Source organism: Aestuariibius sp. HNIBRBA575 (genome assembly GCF_040932005.1).
In the GTDB taxonomy this organism is placed as follows: domain Bacteria; phylum Pseudomonadota; class Alphaproteobacteria; order Rhodobacterales; family Rhodobacteraceae; genus CANLNM01.
In genome coordinates this window covers 1,053,509-1,069,117 of record NZ_CP162414.1, presented here as the reverse complement: position 1 = coordinate 1,069,117, position 15,609 = coordinate 1,053,509, and the positions used below count along the sequence as shown (strand labels likewise).

The following is a 15,609-nucleotide window of genomic DNA, read 5'->3' as shown; positions in this document are numbered from 1 at the left end:
ATTTTCCTCACATCTGTCATGGAGTTGTTACGTATTTCATATATTCGTGAAATATGGAATCACTGCTACTAGATCGTCTGTCTGCCCTGAGCCACCCCAAACGCATGGATGTGTTTCGTCTGTTGATGCGGCGGTGTCCTGATGCCCTGCCCGCAGGTGAAATTGCGACAGCGCTGGACCTAAAACCCAGCACTGCCTCGGTTTATTTGGCGACCCTTTCGCAGGTCGGGCTGATCCGCCAAAGTCGGGCGGGCACATCACTGCTATACGATCTGGATTTATCGGCGGCCCGATCCGTTGTGACCGATCTGTTCGATGATTGCTGTCGCGGTCGGCCGGATATGTGCCCCCCCATGGTCACCACCCCAGCCAAAGCCACCTATAACGTGCTGTTCATCTGCACCGGAAACGCAGCCCGGTCGATCATTGCCGAAGCGATCCTGCGCCATCTGGCACCTTACCGGTTCAATGTCTATTCGGCCGGAACCTGTGCCAAATCTGCGCCCAATCCCCGGGCGATTGCGGAACTGGAACGTCAAAATATCGACGTCTCGAATTTGTATAGCAAAGACCTCTCTCAGTTTCGCACCCCGGATGCGCCTCAGATGGATTTTGTGTTCACCATTTGTGATCGCGCCGCCAATGCCGATCATCACCTCTGGCCCAACCATCCGATTTGCGCCCATTGGGGCCTGCCTGATCCGTCGCGCAATGGGCCGACGTCATTTCAATCGGCATTTACGGCAATGTGGACGCGCCTACAGGCCTTTACATCCCTTAAACTCGACACGTTTGATCGCGTGACGCTTCAAAACCATATGGACGATATAGCAAGGACATCGACGATATCATGACCACTTATGCAATCAACGGTCTTGGCCGGATGGGTAAACTGGCACTCAAGCCTTTGTTGGACTCCGGCGCAAAGATCGCCTTTGTGAATGACGCGGTGGGGGATCCACATATGCACGCGCATTTGCTGGAATTTGACACGGTGCACGGTCGTTGGGACGCTGATTTTTCCGCAACAGACGACAGCATCACCATCAATGGCACCACCATTCCGGCCCTGTCGACCCGGTCCCTAACCGATCTGCCATTGGATGGCGTGGATGTGGTGATCGACTGTACCGGCGTGTTCAAAACCAACGCCAAACTGGCTCCCTATTTTGAGGCTGGCGTGAAAAAGGTCGTGGTATCCGCCCCAGTCAAAGAAGACGACGCCGCCAATATCGTAATCGGTGTAAACGACGATATCTATGATCCGGCCAAACACCGGGTTGTCACCGCGGCGAGCTGCACCACCAATTGCTTGGCCCCGGTCGTCAAAGTCATCCACGAAGGCCTGGGCATCAAACACGGATCCATGACCACCATCCACGATGTGACCAACACCCAGACCATTGTTGACCGCCCGGCCAAGGATTACCGCCGTGCGCGGTCTGCGCTCAATTCCCTGATCCCAACCACCACCGGATCGGCCACGGCGATCACGCTGATCTATCCCGATCTGGTTGGCAAATTAAACGGCCACGCCGTGCGGGTGCCGTTGCTGAACGCATCGCTGACCGATTGTGTGTTCGAAGTGAACCGAGCCACCAGCGTAGAAGAGGTGAACGCCCTGTTTGAAACCGCTGCCAATGGTGAATTAAACGGCATTCTGGGCTATGAAACCCGCCCTCTTGTGTCCACGGATTATACCAATGATACGCGGTCTTCGATTGTTGATGCACCATCCACCATGGTGGTCAATGGCACACAGGTCAAAATCTATGCCTGGTATGACAATGAATGGGGCTATGCCAACCGGTTGGTTGACGTGGCCCTGATGGTTGGCAAATCCCTGTAAGGGACTGACAAAAGGACCATTTACGTGACCAAACCTGCGGGCTTTTCGGCTTATATCGCTGTCACTGCTGCCTATTGGGCGTTCATGTTGACGGATGGCGCCTTGCGTATGTTGGTGCTGTTGCATTTCAACGGGCTGGGGTTTTCCCCGGTCCAGCTGGCCTATCTGTTCATCCTCTATGAGGTCGCAGGCATTGCCACCAACCTGTCCGCGGGCTGGATCGCGGCGCGGTTTGGCCTGACCAGCACGTTATATGCCGGGCTGGGCATCCAAGTCCTCGCGCTCTTGGCCCTGTCCCAGTTGAACCCGGACTGGTCCGTTCTGGCATCGGTCATTTTTGTCATGGCCATCCAGGGCCTGTCCGGCGTGGCCAAAGACCTGACCAAGATGAGTTCCAAAAGCGCGGTCAAATTGCTGGCCCCGTCTGAAAACGGCGGATTGTTTCGCTGGGTTGCCGTGTTGACCGGATCCAAAAACGCTGTCAAAGGGCTGGGTTTTTTGATCGGTGCCGCCGCACTGGGCCTGTTTGGATTTGTGCCAGCGATTCTGGGCATGGCCACAGCAATTGGCCTGATCCTGTTGATTTTGCTATTCAAAATGCCGGGTGGATTGCCCAAAGGCAAAAAGAGCGCCAAGTTCAAAGAGGTGATTTCAAAGAATAGCCGCGTCAATTGGTTATCTGCTGCGCGGGTGTTTCTGTTTGGCGCACGCGATGTGTGGTTTGTGGTGGGCATCCCGATTTATTTCCACGCTGTTTTGTCCCACGGCACCCCGGATGCAGATCGCACCGCGTTTTTCATCATCGGCACATTCATGGCCTTGTGGGTGATCCTATATGGGGCGGTGCAGGCCAGCGCGCCACGGATTTTGGCCGCCAAGGACAAAACCACCGACGCAATCCTGCACGACGCCCAGCGCTGGGTTGGTGCGTTGTTTTTCATCCCTCTGGTTTTGGCCGGGGCGGTTTGGATCGCTGGGGCCCCTGCCCTTTGGTTGACCATTTTGCTGATCATTGGATTGCTGGTTTTTGGCGCGGTATTTGCGATCAATTCATCCGTGCATTCCTATCTGATCCTTGCGTTCACCAGCGACGACCGGGTGACGATGGATGTGGGATTTTATTACATGGCCAATGCATCGGGGCGGTTACTGGGCACATTGCTGTCGGGGCTGACCTATCAATTTGGCGGCCTGCCACTGTGTTTGGGCACCGCCGCGTTGATGGTGGGCCTCAGCTGGCTATCAATCGCAAAATTACGTCAGGTCCCAGCCCCATTGCACCAGACCGCCCCGTGACCTAAGCCTGTTGCAGCACCAAACAGGCATCCGTCATGATCACGATCTTTCTTGCTATCGCTCCGGTTTTTGCCCTGATCCTGATGGGGTATGGATTGCGACGCGGAGGTATTCCTTCGACCGAGTTTTGGAACCTCAATGACCGGCTGGTCTATTGGGTGCTGATGCCCGCGCTGTTTTTTGCCAAAATTTCAGCCGCCGATCTGTCGGGGGATCTGGGGCAATACGGATTGGTTCTATATGCGGGTTTCTTTGCGGCTATCGCCTGTGGCTGGTGGTTTGGCCGCAGATTTGACGCACCCGTCGCGTCGTCCTTGTTGCAGGGTTCGGCGCGGTTCAACACCTTTGTGGCGCTGGCCATCGCCGAGGCATTATTTGGCACGCCGGGCCTGCAAATTGCGGTTTTGGGATCGGCCCTGTTGGTGCCTGTGGTCAATGTCACCGTGGTCACGTTGATGACCCGGCAATTGGGCGGCGGCAATGGCGCGGTTCTGATGGGGCTGGTGAAAAACCCGTTGATCCTGTCGATTGGCGCAGGGGTGGTGTTTAACCTTTTGGGGTTGAACGAGGTGCCCGTGTTGCACGAAATCGCCCGCATTCTGGGCCAGGCGGCCCTGCCGATCATGCTGCTATGTGTGGGCGCCAACCTAAAGCTGCGCGGCATCGGTGGCTCACGTCGGGCCATTGGCCTGTCGATGCTGGGTAAATTTATCATCAATCCGGTTGCGGTCATTTTAGCGGCTTTGGTGTTGGGCGCAGATCCGCTAACGGCCCAAGTCGCCATCATTTTTGCCGCCCTCCCCACAGGTGTGGCCAGCTACACCTTGGCGCGCCAAATGGGGGGCGATGCACCGTTAATGGCCGCGATCATAACCGTGCAAACCTTGGCCAGTTTCCTGACCTTGCCCCTAAGTTTGGCGCTGGGACAATATGTGCTTGGGGCGGGATAGAACGCCCCATAGCCGCAAATGCCACTGCTATTCTGTATAGCTGTCCAACGTGATGTCCAATGTATGAGACAACCCCATTCGGCCGGGCACCAAGCTGTAATGTATTGGTTCATCCGACTGACCAATGACATAAATATGGAACGTATTACTGCGTTTCATCCGATAGGTTTTGGGCGTTTCATCAATTGCACGTAACCCGATCAGCGCCCCCAGACTGGCTTCGCGAGCACGGACCGTTTCAGGCATATAACCCGCAAAAGCTTGCACTTTGTGCGTGATGTTCGCGACAGTTTCCGCTTCGTAAATCCGGACAACAATAGTGACGTCCGGATCAGCAAACATTGTTCGCAGGATTGCGGCAAAAACGACCGCCAAACCAATAAAAAATAGATACGACCGCATAATGCCCTCTCTTTGAGGTTACGTTAAACACGTCGCGATCTGACGCAAGTGCCGAAAATCGGTGCCACAGCAGCCGCCCAAAACCGTGAGCTGCGGGGCCTTTTGCAACAGACCTGCCATCAATTGTCCAAATTCAACCGGGTCACCGGCATCTAGGACTGTGGCTTGGTCAAGCTCTGCATGTGAACAGCGCGACGCATTGGCAACGATGCCCCGCACCCGTGGTTGTGTGGCGAAATCGATCAAGGCCATGTGATCTGGGTGGGCGCAGTTGACCATATAATAGGCAGCATATCCGTCGGTTGCGTCATCGACCTGCGCAATTGCACCGGCCAAGTCCATGCCATTTGCCAATCGCCCATTGGTTTCCACCGTAAAGGCCGCCATCACCGGCAGATACACTGCATTTGCGGCGCGGATCAATCCGATGACTTCGATCGGGTCCGAAAATGTATAGGCGCTGATCAAATCCACCGGCGTTTGCGCCAAGGTGTTTAACTGCGCGGCGTGATATTCCTGAGCTTGGGGGACCGACATCTGCGCATCTGCCGCATAGGCGTCCCGGCGCGGGCCGATATTGGCGCTGATGATGGCTGATGGATCATGATGCAGTCGCAACTGCGACAAAAACGCAATCGCCTGTGCGTTGCGCTGTGCCAAACGGGCCGCGTCATAGCCCAGCGCCGCCCCGCGATCCGCGTGCGCCAGCCAAGTCGGCGCCTCTAGCAGCACCCGCATCCCCGCCGCCTGCCCCAATGCCATCAATTCCACATAATAACGCGCCAATGCTGCGCGCCCCTGATCCGTTTCCAGCAACGGAAAGCTGGCAAATCCGGGCAAATCAATGCCTTGGGTGAAAATCAGATCGGTTTCATACCCCGTATAGGTCAAAAACCGGTCGGTTGTCTGGTGCGGCAAAACACGATTTAAACCCATGCTGATCCCCTGTTTAAACTGCGATTGCAGCCCATATAACCGCACCTTAGCAGCGATATTCAGGGTTCCAAACCCACGTCATCACCCACCGAATAACGATTGATCTGTATCAAAGACCCGCCCCCAATCCTGTCTTACATCCAGCGCAAACACACAATCTGTCCGCATCTGTGGGGGCGGGTCATCTGGGTGCGCCAATTTTTCACAACATAATTGGCCCTTGGAACATTGCGACTTGGAACAACTATCCCTAAAACCGCATGCAAGAGGGCGTCCGACAAGTGACTCGGCCGTCCCATTTTGACGCCAAGAGGGAGAGCCACATGGCAGATGCAGCCATTCACGGCCATGATCACGAGGACGACCGCAGCTTTTTCGTCCGCTGGTTCATGTCCACCAACCACAAAGATATCGGGCTTTTGTACCTGGTCGTGTCCGCGCTTGTCGGCCTGATCGCAGTTGCCTTTACCGTTTATATGCGCCTTGAACTGATGCACCCCGGTGTTCAGTACATGTGCGAAGAAGGGGCGCGTTTCTTCTCAGCCGCACCGCTGGATGAATGTACGCCAAACGGCCACCTTTGGAACGTGATGATCACCTATCACGGCGTTCTGATGATGTTCTTTGTGGTTATTCCTGCCTTGTTTGGTGGGTTTGGTAACTATCTGATGCCGTTGCAGATTGGTGCGCCGGATATGGCGTTTCCACGGATGAACAACCTGTCCTTCTGGATGTATGTTGCCGGTGTTAGCCTGGGCGTTGCATCGCTGTTGGCACCAGGTGGCAATGGTCAGCTTGGCTCTGGTGTGGGTTGGGTTCTGTACCCGCCGCTATCCACCACCGAAGGCGGCTATTCCATGGATCTGGCGATCTTTGCGGTTCACGTTTCGGGTGCCTCTTCGATCCTTGGTGCGATCAACATGATCACCACATTCCTGAACATGCGCGCGCCGGGCATGACCTTACACAAAGTGCCGCTGTTTGCGTGGTCGATCTTTGTCACCGCTTGGTTGATCCTGCTCTCTTTGCCGGTTCTGGCCGGTGCGATCACCATGTTGCTGATGGATCGTAACTTTGGCTTCGGCTTCTTTGACCCTGCACAGGGCGGCGACCCGATCTTGTACCAGCACATCCTGTGGTTCTTTGGTCACCCCGAAGTGTACATCATCATTATCCCCGGCTTTGGCATCATCAGCCACGTCATCGCGACATTTTCGAAAAAACCAGTGTTTGGCTACCTGCCAATGGTTTACGCGATGGTTGCAATTGGTGTTCTGGGCTTTGTCGTCTGGGCGCACCACATGTACACCGTCGGCCTAAGCCTGTCTCAGCAGAGCTATTTCATGCTGGCCACCATGGTGATCGCCGTGCCGACCGGTGTGAAAATCTTTAGCTGGATTGCCACAATGTGGGGCGGCTCGGTGGAGTTTAAAACGCCGATGCTGTGGGCCTTTGGCTTCCTGTTCCTGTTCACCGTTGGCGGTGTAACCGGTGTGGTTCTGTCCCAGGCCCCAGTGGATCGCGCCTATCACGACACCTATTACGTTGTTGCGCATTTCCACTATGTGATGAGCTTGGGTGCGGTGTTTGCGATCTTTGCCGGGATCTATTTCTACATGCCTAAATTCACAGGCCGGATGATGCCAGAATGGGCCGGGAAATTGCATTTCTGGGCGATGTTCATCGGCGCCAACCTGACGTTCTTCCCGCAGCACTTCTTGGGTCGTAACGGCATGCCACGTCGCTATATCGACTACCCAGAAGCGTTCGCACAGTGGAACTTCTACAGCTCCATCGGCGCGTTCCTGGCTTTTGCATCCTTCGTGTTCTTCTTGGTGATCATCATCAAGGTGCTGCTGTCACCAAAGAACTGCACAGAAGCAAACCCATGGAACGAATATGCCGATACGCTGGAATGGACCCTGCCATCCCCGCCACCAGAGCACACATTCGAAATCCTGCCAAAGCAGGAAGACTGGGACAAAGGCCATTCCCACTAAGGGAGCCGCCAGAACCTAAACAAAAGCCCCGGCAGAAATGTCGGGGCTTTTTTGTTGAGCGCATCGTGTTGGCCACTCGCTGAAACTGCTGAAAAAGAATTCATATGGACCGGTGCCGAAAGAACGAATTTTGGCGCAGAATGCACCGAATGTCAGCGTTGAACTCAATCTGACCGGTTCTGCACTGCGTGTGAATGTCGGCTTTGTTGAAACTACACTGGTTGCAGGAATATGTTTTGCCTTTCGGTAGAAAAGAGCGTCCTGTTTGCAACGGGCTTAGTAAGGTCAGTCGGTAATTGCTATGATCAAACAGGTATTTCGATCAATGAAAACAATGGTCAGCATTGTTCTTGCCGCGCTTTGTGCAGGCAGTTCTGCATTTATCTACGAGGCGAATGTGAACCCTGGCCATGGGGCAATGAGCCCTTGGAATATAGCAGGAATTGCAAGCCTCGCGGCGGGAGCTTGGGCTTGGATTGTCTTTCCGAAGATGGGAAGAGGGTGGATAACGGATCTCCTCTGGATCACGGCTGCATTTCCATTCGTTGGCGGTGTTGCGGGGCTTTTGGCTGCTTTAGGTCACCCTCTCGGAATTCTGATGGGGGCTTACGTGGCCCTAATGCTTCCGGTGTTGTTTCCGGTAAAGGTTTTGCCAATATACCTTATCGGTGCGATGTTGGCGTTTACCTTGCCTCGTGTAAGCCCAAGGACCTGATAGTCCCACTTGCAATAGGGTCGATTGGTAGACATTCACCGCAACGCATGACGGCTTTGCTCACATAACTACCGATTTGGACTAATGGAAAAGCAGTTTCTTTGCCTTCCCCCCAAAACAGATCAGACCGCGCTTATGCTCGCAAACGCTAAACAACAAACACGTCCAATATCTGCACCGCGACATCAATCTAGATGAATATGGTTTGAACTCTGATATAGTGCACCCGCGTCGTGACCCCACATTTGACCGGTTAAGACCAGCACATTGATCATAGTCCCGGAGTTGCGCCATGTTATATCTCTTGCTCCTCATCGTCCTTGCGCCCCCTGCCTTTATGGCATGGCGTGGATATCATGCGCGGATGCTTTATCTGGCGCATGGGGCGGGGCTGGCGGTTTTGGTGCTGTGGCAATGGCTGGTCTTCACATCATGGTCGCAGGATGCGCTGCGGAATTGGGTTTTGCCATCTTCGCTGATCGTGCATCTCGACACAGCCCCCGCGATCGGTGGATCTAGCGCCTCTTTTAGCTGGTTCACCAACCCATTGCTGGCCTGTATCGGGTTGGCATTGGCCAATTGGTCGGTGCGCAGCAAAGTTGGCACCACCTATGCATGGGCGGTCATCGCGTCACATATGGGCGTGTGGTATTGCCTCAATCAGATCATCCCCAAAGTGCAGGCCTATGTCGCCGACACTGCGTCGGTGGGGTTGCCCCTGCCCTTTATTTTGGCCGGAATTGTCAATCTGGTCTGGATCAGCGTGGTCTTCTTTGCCGCGGCCCATGGGATCAATACCTGGATCAAACAATCCCGCGCCGCACGTCAGGCCCGCAACGCCGACTGATGCCCTATCGCTGGTCCAATCCCGATCCGGACACATCAGAGCTGCGTCTGTGGCCGCACCGGTCCCTGCCCCGGCGCGGCTTTGTCGTGTTTATCGCATTGACGGTAATCCTGATTGCGATCCCACTTTTGTCATTGCTTGGTTCACCGTTATTATGGGTGATGTTCCCGTTTCTGGGGGTGGCCATTGCCGGAATGTGGTGGGCGTTGCAGCGATCATACCGGGATGGTGCCCTACATGAAATCCTGACCCTGACGGATGACATCGCCCGGCTCACCCGCCATGATCCACGCAAGCCCCCCCAATCATGGCAGGCCAATCCCTATTGGGTTCAGGTCAAAATCCACCCTGATAGCGGCCCGGTCGAAAACTACTTAACCCTCAAAGGCAATGACAGAGAGGTTGAAATCGGCGCGTTTCTGAGTTCTGAGGAACGCCAAGTGCTGCTGGATGAGCTGCGCAGAGAATTTAACCAAAGAGGTGCCTGATATGGCGCAGGCCCAAGCCACACCAAAATTCAAACGAGCCCGCAATTTGCTGTTGGCATCATTGGCGCCATCGCTGGCGGAACGTTCGGATTTACAGCCATCAGAACGACAAGCCTTAGAGGCGCGACGCCGCCACATCACCGCACCCGCCAAACAGGTCGTGTTCCTGATCCCATTGGTCCGGCGCGGCGACATTCAGGATTGGCCCGCAGTGTCGGCCCGGTTGGCGGCCACGATCAACAGCCTGAAATCTCAGACCAATCCCAATTGGCGCGCGGTAATCTGTGGTCAGGATCAACCCGAAGCCATCCACTTTGACGAACAGGTTCAATTTCTGCCCTTTACAAAACCTGTGGATGGCAACGACAAATGGGACAAACTGAACGCGTTGGCCCAGAACCTAAAGGCCACTCAGACCGGTCCCTCTTTTGTTATGCCATTTGACGCAGACGACCTACTGGCGCCAACCATTGTCGACGAAATGCTGACCCGTCAGGCCAGCGGTTACGTTGTGCAGGCGGGCTATGTTCTGGATGCGGGCACGGGTCAGGTTGCGCTTACCGCTGCCCAAAACCTACTGCAACCGGGGCAAAAGGCCTTCTGGAAACTCTGCGGATCCTGCGCGGCCTTTCGTTATGAAACCGCCGCAGATGCCGATTGGATTCAATCCATCACCGCCCATGAACATCGCATGTTTCCCTATCTGGCACAGCTTTCCGGGCGCGCCTTGATGCCGCTGTCACAGCCTGCAGCACTTTATGTGCTAAATCATGGCGATAATTTCGGGGTGCGCCGTGGACGTGTCAGTTTTAAATCGCGCTACGTCGAACGATTTGCCCTGACAGATACAACCACATTCGACGTCACATTCCCCGGCCAACGCGGCGCGTAACACCATTACCATGCGCCCGCCGGACCGCCCATCAGGCGGGCCTGATACAGCGACGGGCCCCGCAGGGCCCGTCACATTTTAGCAAATTGTCTGATCGATTATCCCAGTTGGGATTTGACCATCGGGCCCACGGCCCCAAAATCCATTTGGCCAGTGAATTGCGCCTTCAACGCGCCCATCACTTTGCCCATATCGCGGATGCTTTGCGCCCCGACTTTTTCAATCGCCTCGGCAACGGCTTTGGCCACTTCACCATCATCCAATTGCCGGGGCAGGAACTCTTCAATGATCTCAATCTCTGACCGTTCCTTTTCGGCCAGTTCCAGACGTCCGCCCTCTTCGTAGGCGCGCGCGCTTTCTTGACGCTGCTTGACCATCTTTCCGAGAATGGCCAAAATCTCATCACTTCCGACGGCCGCTTCTTCTCCTGTGCCACGGGCCGCAATTTCGCGGTCCTTGATGGCGGCATTGATCAGCCGCAGGGTCGAAAGCCGACCGGCTTCTTTGTTTTTCATGGCTGATTTCAAAGCGTCAGCAACACGAGTACGCATGTCCATCTCTTCCATCCTTGTGAGCGGTAACACGGGCCGCGACCATAGCGATGTGTTTGAGAACTGACAACCATCCAACTTTTGCTGTATCCTATGCTTGACCCCACGGCGCAGGACCCGTACTCCAAAGCCGGTTTTGGGTTAGGGGAATCGCGCCATGACAGTTCACACCGACAAAAACAAACCCACTGCTTGCCTTGTGCTGGCGGATGGAACGCTTTTCTACGGCAAAGGGTTCGGGGCCACTGGCCAAACCACCGCCGAGCTGTGTTTCAACACCGCCATGACCGGCTATCAGGAAATCATGACCGACCCGTCTTATGCCGGTCAGGTTGTGACCTTTACCTTTCCCCATATTGGCAATACCGGCATCACATCCGAGGATGACGAAACCGCCCAACCCGTTGCCGCGGGCATGGTGGTGAAATGGGACCCAACCGACCCGTCCAGCTGGCGGTCTCAGCAGGATTTGACCGCGTGGCTTGCCAGCACGGGCCGCATTGGCATCGGTGGCATTGATACGCGCCGCCTGACTCGTGCGATCCGCCAACAGGGCGCCCCCCATGTTGCCATCGCCCATAACCCCGACGGCATTTTTGACATAGAAGATTTAGTCGCTCAGGCCCGCGCCTTTTCCGGCCTCGAAGGTCTGGATCTGGCCAAAGAGGTCACCTGCGCGCAATCCTATACATGGAACGAAAAACGCTGGGCCTGGCCTGAGGGCCACGTTGCCCAGACAGACGCCAAATTCAAAGTGGTCGCCGTCGATTTTGGGGCCAAACGCAACATTCTGCGCTGCCTTGCCTCCGCTGGCTGTGACGTCACCGTGTTGCCCGCCACCGCCACCACCGCCGAAGTGCTGGCCCATAACCCCGATGGCGTTTTCCTGTCCAACGGCCCCGGCGACCCGGCGGCCACAGGCGCATATGCCGTGCCGATGATCAAGGGCGTGTTGGATCAAACCGACCTGCCTGTGTTCGGGATTTGCCTTGGACATCAGATGCTTGCGCTGGCTCTGGGTGCAAAAACGGTGAAAATGAACCACGGTCATCACGGCGCCAATCACCCGGTCAAGGATCTGGAAACAGGCAAAGTGGAAATCACATCGATGAACCACGGCTTTACCGTGGACAGCCAAACCCTGCCCGCCGGTGTCAAAGAAACCCATGTGTCGCTGTTTGACGGGTCCAATTGCGGGTTGCGCATGACGGATCGCCCGGTGTTTTCGGTGCAATATCACCCCGAAGCCAGCCCCGGCCCCCAAGACAGCTACTATCTGTTTGAACGCTTTGCCGCTGCCATGCAGGAACGTCTGGGCGAAACCGTCTAAGATCGGGCACTTACGCCGCCAGTTAACGCGACATTAACCTTCCCTACCGTAGGGTTTCCAACGGGATTATTGGGACGGAACGTTGGCTTATTCACGGCATCTCAAACTCGGGATGGACCGGCCAGATTTGACGCCGGGATCACAGCGCCATTCAGCGCTGGGACTGGCCTTGTTGCGTCGCGGATTGGTGTCATCGCGGCGTTTGTCCCAACTCGAAGCTCAGAGCCTGTCCCGCGAAGTGCGGCTGGCGGATTCGGTGCGCCTATCCCTGTCGATCCCCCCCGAAGCCTTGGCCGAAGCCGAAGCCGAGGCCTGTGACGCGCTGTTTGTTGACCCGATCAAAACCCCACCCGATGGGCGTTTGATTTCTGCGATCGATCCAGAAACCTGCGTTAAATACGGTCTTTTGCCATGGCGTCGTATGGGCGGCACCACTGTCATTCTAACCTGCCGCCCCGAACAATTTGTGCGCCACCAAAAGGTGCTCAGCGCCCTATTTGGCCCGATTTCAATGGCGATCGGCACAGAAAAGGCCATTGCGACGGCCATGAAACGCAGCGCAGATCGAAAATTGATCCACAGCGCCGAAACCCGCGTGCCAGTTCAAGAAAGCTGCCGAAACTGGAATTCGCGAGCGGCGTTTAACGTCGGGCTTGCGACGATGATCGGCTGTATGGTCTGGATTATTCTATCACCGGTGACGGCCTTTGCGGCGCTGGTTGGCTGGGCCGTTGTGACCCTGACCTTATCAAGCTTATTGAAACTGGCCGCGCTGTTTTTCTTCTTAAAACGCCCACAGCAGATTTCCCAAAACCGCCCCGCAACCCCGGCCCGCCTGCCCACGGTGTCGATATTGGTGCCATTGTTCAAAGAACGCGCCATCGCGTCCCATTTGATACAGCGTCTTGAAAAAATCGACTATCCGCGCGACCTGTTGGACGTGAATATCGTGCTGGAACACGATGATCTGACCACACGCAACACGCTGGCGGCGACAGATTTGCCCCACTGGATCCGGCCCGTTGTGGTCCCACCGGGGATGTTAAAAACCAAGCCACGTGCGTTGAATTACGCGCTGGATTTTGCCCGTGGTTCCATCATCGGGGTCTATGACGCCGAAGATGCCCCCGACCCGCAACAGATCAAAACCGTGATTTCCAGATTCGCGCAAAGGGATCGAAAAGTCGCGTGTTTACAAGGCGTTCTCGATTTTTATAACTCAAACACCAATTGGCTGTCGCGGTGTTTCACATTGGAATATGCAGTGTGGTTCAGGATCATGCTGCCCGGATTGGAACGTCTGGGGTTGGCGCTGCCGCTTGGGGGGACAACGTTGTTTTTCCGGCGGGACGTTTTAGAGGAACTGGGCGGCTGGGACGCCCATAACGTGACAGAGGATGCCGATCTGGGGATTCGTCTGGCGCGCTACGGCTATCGGACGGAAATGATCCCCACCATCACCCAAGAAGAAGCAAATTGCCGGGCCTGGCCATGGGTCAAACAGCGGTCTCGTTGGCTCAAAGGCTATGCGATCACCTATGGTGTGCACATGCGCAACCCGATCCAATTGTGGCGCGATCTGGGGACATGGAAATTTTTCGGGGTGCAATTGCTCTTTGGCGGTACGTTGTCTCAGTTTGTGCTTGCCCCCGCATTATGGTCATTCTGGCTGGTTTTCTTTGGTTTGCCCCACCCCCTGACTGGCATGATCCCAAATGGATGGCTGGTCAGTTTAGGGATTTTGTTTTTCTGTTCCGAAGTTTTGAACATCACCACCGCCATGTTGGCCGCGTCCCATGCCGGAAAACCAAAGGTGATGTTCTGGGCGCCCACATTGCACGTCTATTTCCCGCTGGCGACATTGGCCAGCTACAAAGGATTGTGGGAATTGGCCACCCGACCGTTTTATTGGGACAAAACCGCCCACGGGGTCGAAATGGCCAAGAAACCTATTCGTTGGCTTCGACGGCCTCCGCGTCCAGACGCAAACGGGTGACAAACGCCTTTGAAATATGGTCGCGCAGCGCGGCATAGGCCGCATCACCGTCACGCGTTTCAATCGCTTCCACGATGGTAGTGTGTTCTTCTAACGTGCCCTTTGACCGTCCTTCAGCCGCGAGGGATGTGGTGGCCAACAAGGCCATGGACCGATGCACCAAATCCAGTTGCCGCACCAGAAACCTGTTATGACTGGCTAGGTGAATTTGCTTGTGAAATCTGCGGTTTGCCCGGCTCAATGCCTCTGGGTCGTTCAGCAATGAACGGTCCGCTTCCAGCATTTCACGCAAAACGCGCACCTCTTCTGGGGTGGCATGTGTGGCGGCCAGTTTGGCGGCCAGACCTTCTAGTTCGCCCCGGACCACATAAAGTTCAGCCAGTTGGTTGTGATCCAACGAAGCCACGATCAACGACCGCCCATCCCGCGTCAGCAAGCTCTGAGTTTCGAGACGTTGCAGCGCCTCGCGGATCGGCGTGCGAGACACTCCAAATCGTTCGGCCAGCTCACTTTCGACCAGTCGGTCCCCCGGCCCATAAAGCCCGGTATCAATCGCCTCTAGGATCAGCGTATAGGCGTCTTTTTGGCTCATAACTGGCCCTCATTACATCCGTTCAGCTAGCTTATGCCTGCATGTGGCTGAGTTTCAAGCCAAACCAATTGCGTCCCATCCCCACGCCGCCTATGAAACATCCATGGTTGCTGCATCTTTTTCTCATGTGCGTGCCTGGGTCTTTGATCTGGACAACACGCTATATCCGCCACGGGCCCGGTTGTTTGATCAAATCGAAACGCTGATGACCCAGTATGTTTCGGCAGAATTGGGCGTTTCACCAGCCCAAGCAGACCGGCTGAGGTCCAGCTATTGGGCGCAATACGGGACAACATTGGCCGGGCTTATGGCCGAACATGACATCGATCCAGAGCCGTATTTGCACGCCGTGCATGACATCGATTTCAGTGTGCTAGACCCCGATCCAGATCTGGCGGCAATGATCCGCGCCCTGCCCGGACGGCGCATTGTCTATACCAATGGCGCACGGCCATATGCGCTAAATGTATTAAAAGCCCGCGGCTTAGACGGTGTTTTTGATGCAGTATACGGTGTCGAACACGCCAATTATTGCCCCAAACCTGAACAGGCCGCATTTGAGGCGGTATTTGCCTTGGACGATCTGCGCGCGGATCAAGGCGCGATGTTCGAAGACGACCCCCGCAATCTTGCCGCTCCGCATGCGATGGGGATGCAAACCGTGCTGGTCGCCCCAGAGCCACATCCCGGCGACCACATCCATCACCACACATCTGATCTGACGGGTTTCTTGTCGCAACTGGTCTGATGCCCCTTTTTATCCTG

16 protein-coding genes are annotated in these 15,609 nt (G+C 55.5%); 12 read left to right on the top strand and 4 right to left on the bottom strand.

From position 1 onward, the window contains the following. Window positions 1-53 precede the first annotated feature (53 nt). From AB1F12_RS05430 to AB1F12_RS05415, 4 genes are read left to right on the top strand one after another with little or no spacing between them, the layout of a single operon-like run. Window positions 54-854: a helix-turn-helix domain-containing protein gene (locus tag AB1F12_RS05430; protein WP_368187150.1), complete on the top strand. Its 801-nt coding sequence runs from the start codon at window positions 54-56 to the stop codon at window positions 852-854. Continuing rightward, the gene (locus tag AB1F12_RS05425; RefSeq protein ID WP_368187149.1) at window positions 851-1,849 is read left to right on the top strand and encodes an ArsJ-associated glyceraldehyde-3-phosphate dehydrogenase; all 999 of its coding nucleotides are present in this window, start codon (window positions 851-853) and stop codon (window positions 1,847-1,849) included. Before AB1F12_RS05430 ends, AB1F12_RS05425 begins: the two co-directional genes overlap by 4 nt. Before the next feature lie 24 nt (window positions 1,850-1,873). Next, window positions 1,874-3,145 carry an organoarsenical effux MFS transporter ArsJ gene (gene arsJ / locus AB1F12_RS05420; RefSeq protein WP_368187148.1) on the top strand — a complete coding sequence of 424 codons (1,272 nt, stop codon included), beginning with the start codon at window positions 1,874-1,876 and terminating at the stop codon, window positions 3,143-3,145. Between the two features lie 35 nt (window positions 3,146-3,180). Continuing rightward, window positions 3,181-4,095, top strand: a complete 915-nt coding sequence (locus AB1F12_RS05415) for an AEC family transporter (protein ID WP_368187147.1) — start codon at window positions 3,181-3,183, stop codon at window positions 4,093-4,095. Between the two features lie 27 nt (window positions 4,096-4,122). On the opposite strand, the gene AB1F12_RS05410 is transcribed toward AB1F12_RS05415, so the two are convergent. After that, the gene (locus AB1F12_RS05410; RefSeq protein WP_368187145.1) at window positions 4,123-4,497 is read right to left on the bottom strand and encodes a hypothetical protein; all 375 of its coding nucleotides are present in this window, start codon (window positions 4,495-4,497) and stop codon (window positions 4,123-4,125) included. Window positions 4,498-4,515: 18 nt separating this feature from the next. After that, entirely contained in the window at window positions 4,516-5,433 is a 918-nt protein-coding gene (locus AB1F12_RS05405; RefSeq protein WP_368187144.1) for a homocysteine S-methyltransferase family protein, read from the bottom strand. 323 nt (window positions 5,434-5,756) lie between these two features. Here AB1F12_RS05405 and ctaD point away from each other — a divergent pair, with 323 nt between their 5' ends. The 5 genes from ctaD (at window position 5,757) to AB1F12_RS05380 (ending at window position 10,375) form a co-directional block, all read left to right on the top strand. After that, on the top strand, window positions 5,757-7,433 hold the full coding sequence (gene ctaD, locus AB1F12_RS05400; RefSeq protein WP_368187143.1) for a cytochrome c oxidase subunit I: 1,677 nt from the start codon (window positions 5,757-5,759) through the stop codon (window positions 7,431-7,433). Window positions 7,434-7,734: 301 nt separating this feature from the next. Next, complete coding sequence (locus AB1F12_RS05395) at window positions 7,735-8,148, top strand: hypothetical protein (RefSeq protein WP_368187142.1); 414 nt, start codon at window positions 7,735-7,737, stop codon at window positions 8,146-8,148. 292 nt (window positions 8,149-8,440) lie between these two features. Continuing rightward, on the top strand, window positions 8,441-8,995 hold the full coding sequence (locus AB1F12_RS05390; RefSeq protein WP_368187140.1) for a hypothetical protein: 555 nt from the start codon (window positions 8,441-8,443) through the stop codon (window positions 8,993-8,995). Next, on the top strand, window positions 8,995-9,483 hold the full coding sequence (locus AB1F12_RS05385; protein WP_368187138.1) for a DUF2244 domain-containing protein: 489 nt from the start codon (window positions 8,995-8,997) through the stop codon (window positions 9,481-9,483). Before AB1F12_RS05390 ends, AB1F12_RS05385 begins: the two co-directional genes overlap by 1 nt. Continuing rightward, the gene (locus AB1F12_RS05380) at window positions 9,446-10,375 is read left to right on the top strand and encodes a hypothetical protein (RefSeq protein ID WP_368187137.1); all 930 of its coding nucleotides are present in this window, start codon (window positions 9,446-9,448) and stop codon (window positions 10,373-10,375) included. Before AB1F12_RS05385 ends, AB1F12_RS05380 begins: the two co-directional genes overlap by 38 nt. A gap of 98 nt (window positions 10,376-10,473) precedes the next feature. On the opposite strand, the gene AB1F12_RS05375 is transcribed toward AB1F12_RS05380, so the two are convergent. Continuing rightward, entirely contained in the window at window positions 10,474-10,932 is a 459-nt protein-coding gene (locus tag AB1F12_RS05375; protein ID WP_368187135.1) for a GatB/YqeY domain-containing protein, read from the bottom strand. A 151-nt stretch (window positions 10,933-11,083) separates the two neighbouring features. Here AB1F12_RS05375 and carA point away from each other — a divergent pair, with 151 nt between their 5' ends. Continuing rightward, window positions 11,084-12,256: a glutamine-hydrolyzing carbamoyl-phosphate synthase small subunit gene (carA, locus tag AB1F12_RS05370; RefSeq protein ID WP_368187134.1), complete on the top strand. Its 1,173-nt coding sequence runs from the start codon at window positions 11,084-11,086 to the stop codon at window positions 12,254-12,256. Window positions 12,257-12,338: 82 nt separating this feature from the next. Further along, on the top strand, window positions 12,339-14,252 hold the full coding sequence (locus AB1F12_RS05365) for a glycosyltransferase family 2 protein (protein WP_368187133.1): 1,914 nt from the start codon (window positions 12,339-12,341) through the stop codon (window positions 14,250-14,252). Here the strand turns inward: AB1F12_RS05365 and AB1F12_RS05360 are convergent. Further along, window positions 14,206-14,844, bottom strand: a complete 639-nt coding sequence (locus AB1F12_RS05360) for a GntR family transcriptional regulator (protein ID WP_368187132.1) — start codon at window positions 14,842-14,844, stop codon at window positions 14,206-14,208. The two genes, AB1F12_RS05365 and AB1F12_RS05360, sit on opposite strands and share 47 nt — an antisense overlap. Window positions 14,845-14,947: 103 nt before the next feature. On the opposite strand from AB1F12_RS05360, the gene AB1F12_RS05355 reads away from it, so the two are divergent. Further along, a complete protein-coding gene (locus AB1F12_RS05355; RefSeq protein ID WP_368188284.1) occupies window positions 14,948-15,592 on the top strand; it encodes a pyrimidine 5'-nucleotidase in 645 nt (214 codons plus the stop codon). The last annotated feature ends 17 nt before the right edge of the window (window positions 15,593-15,609 follow it).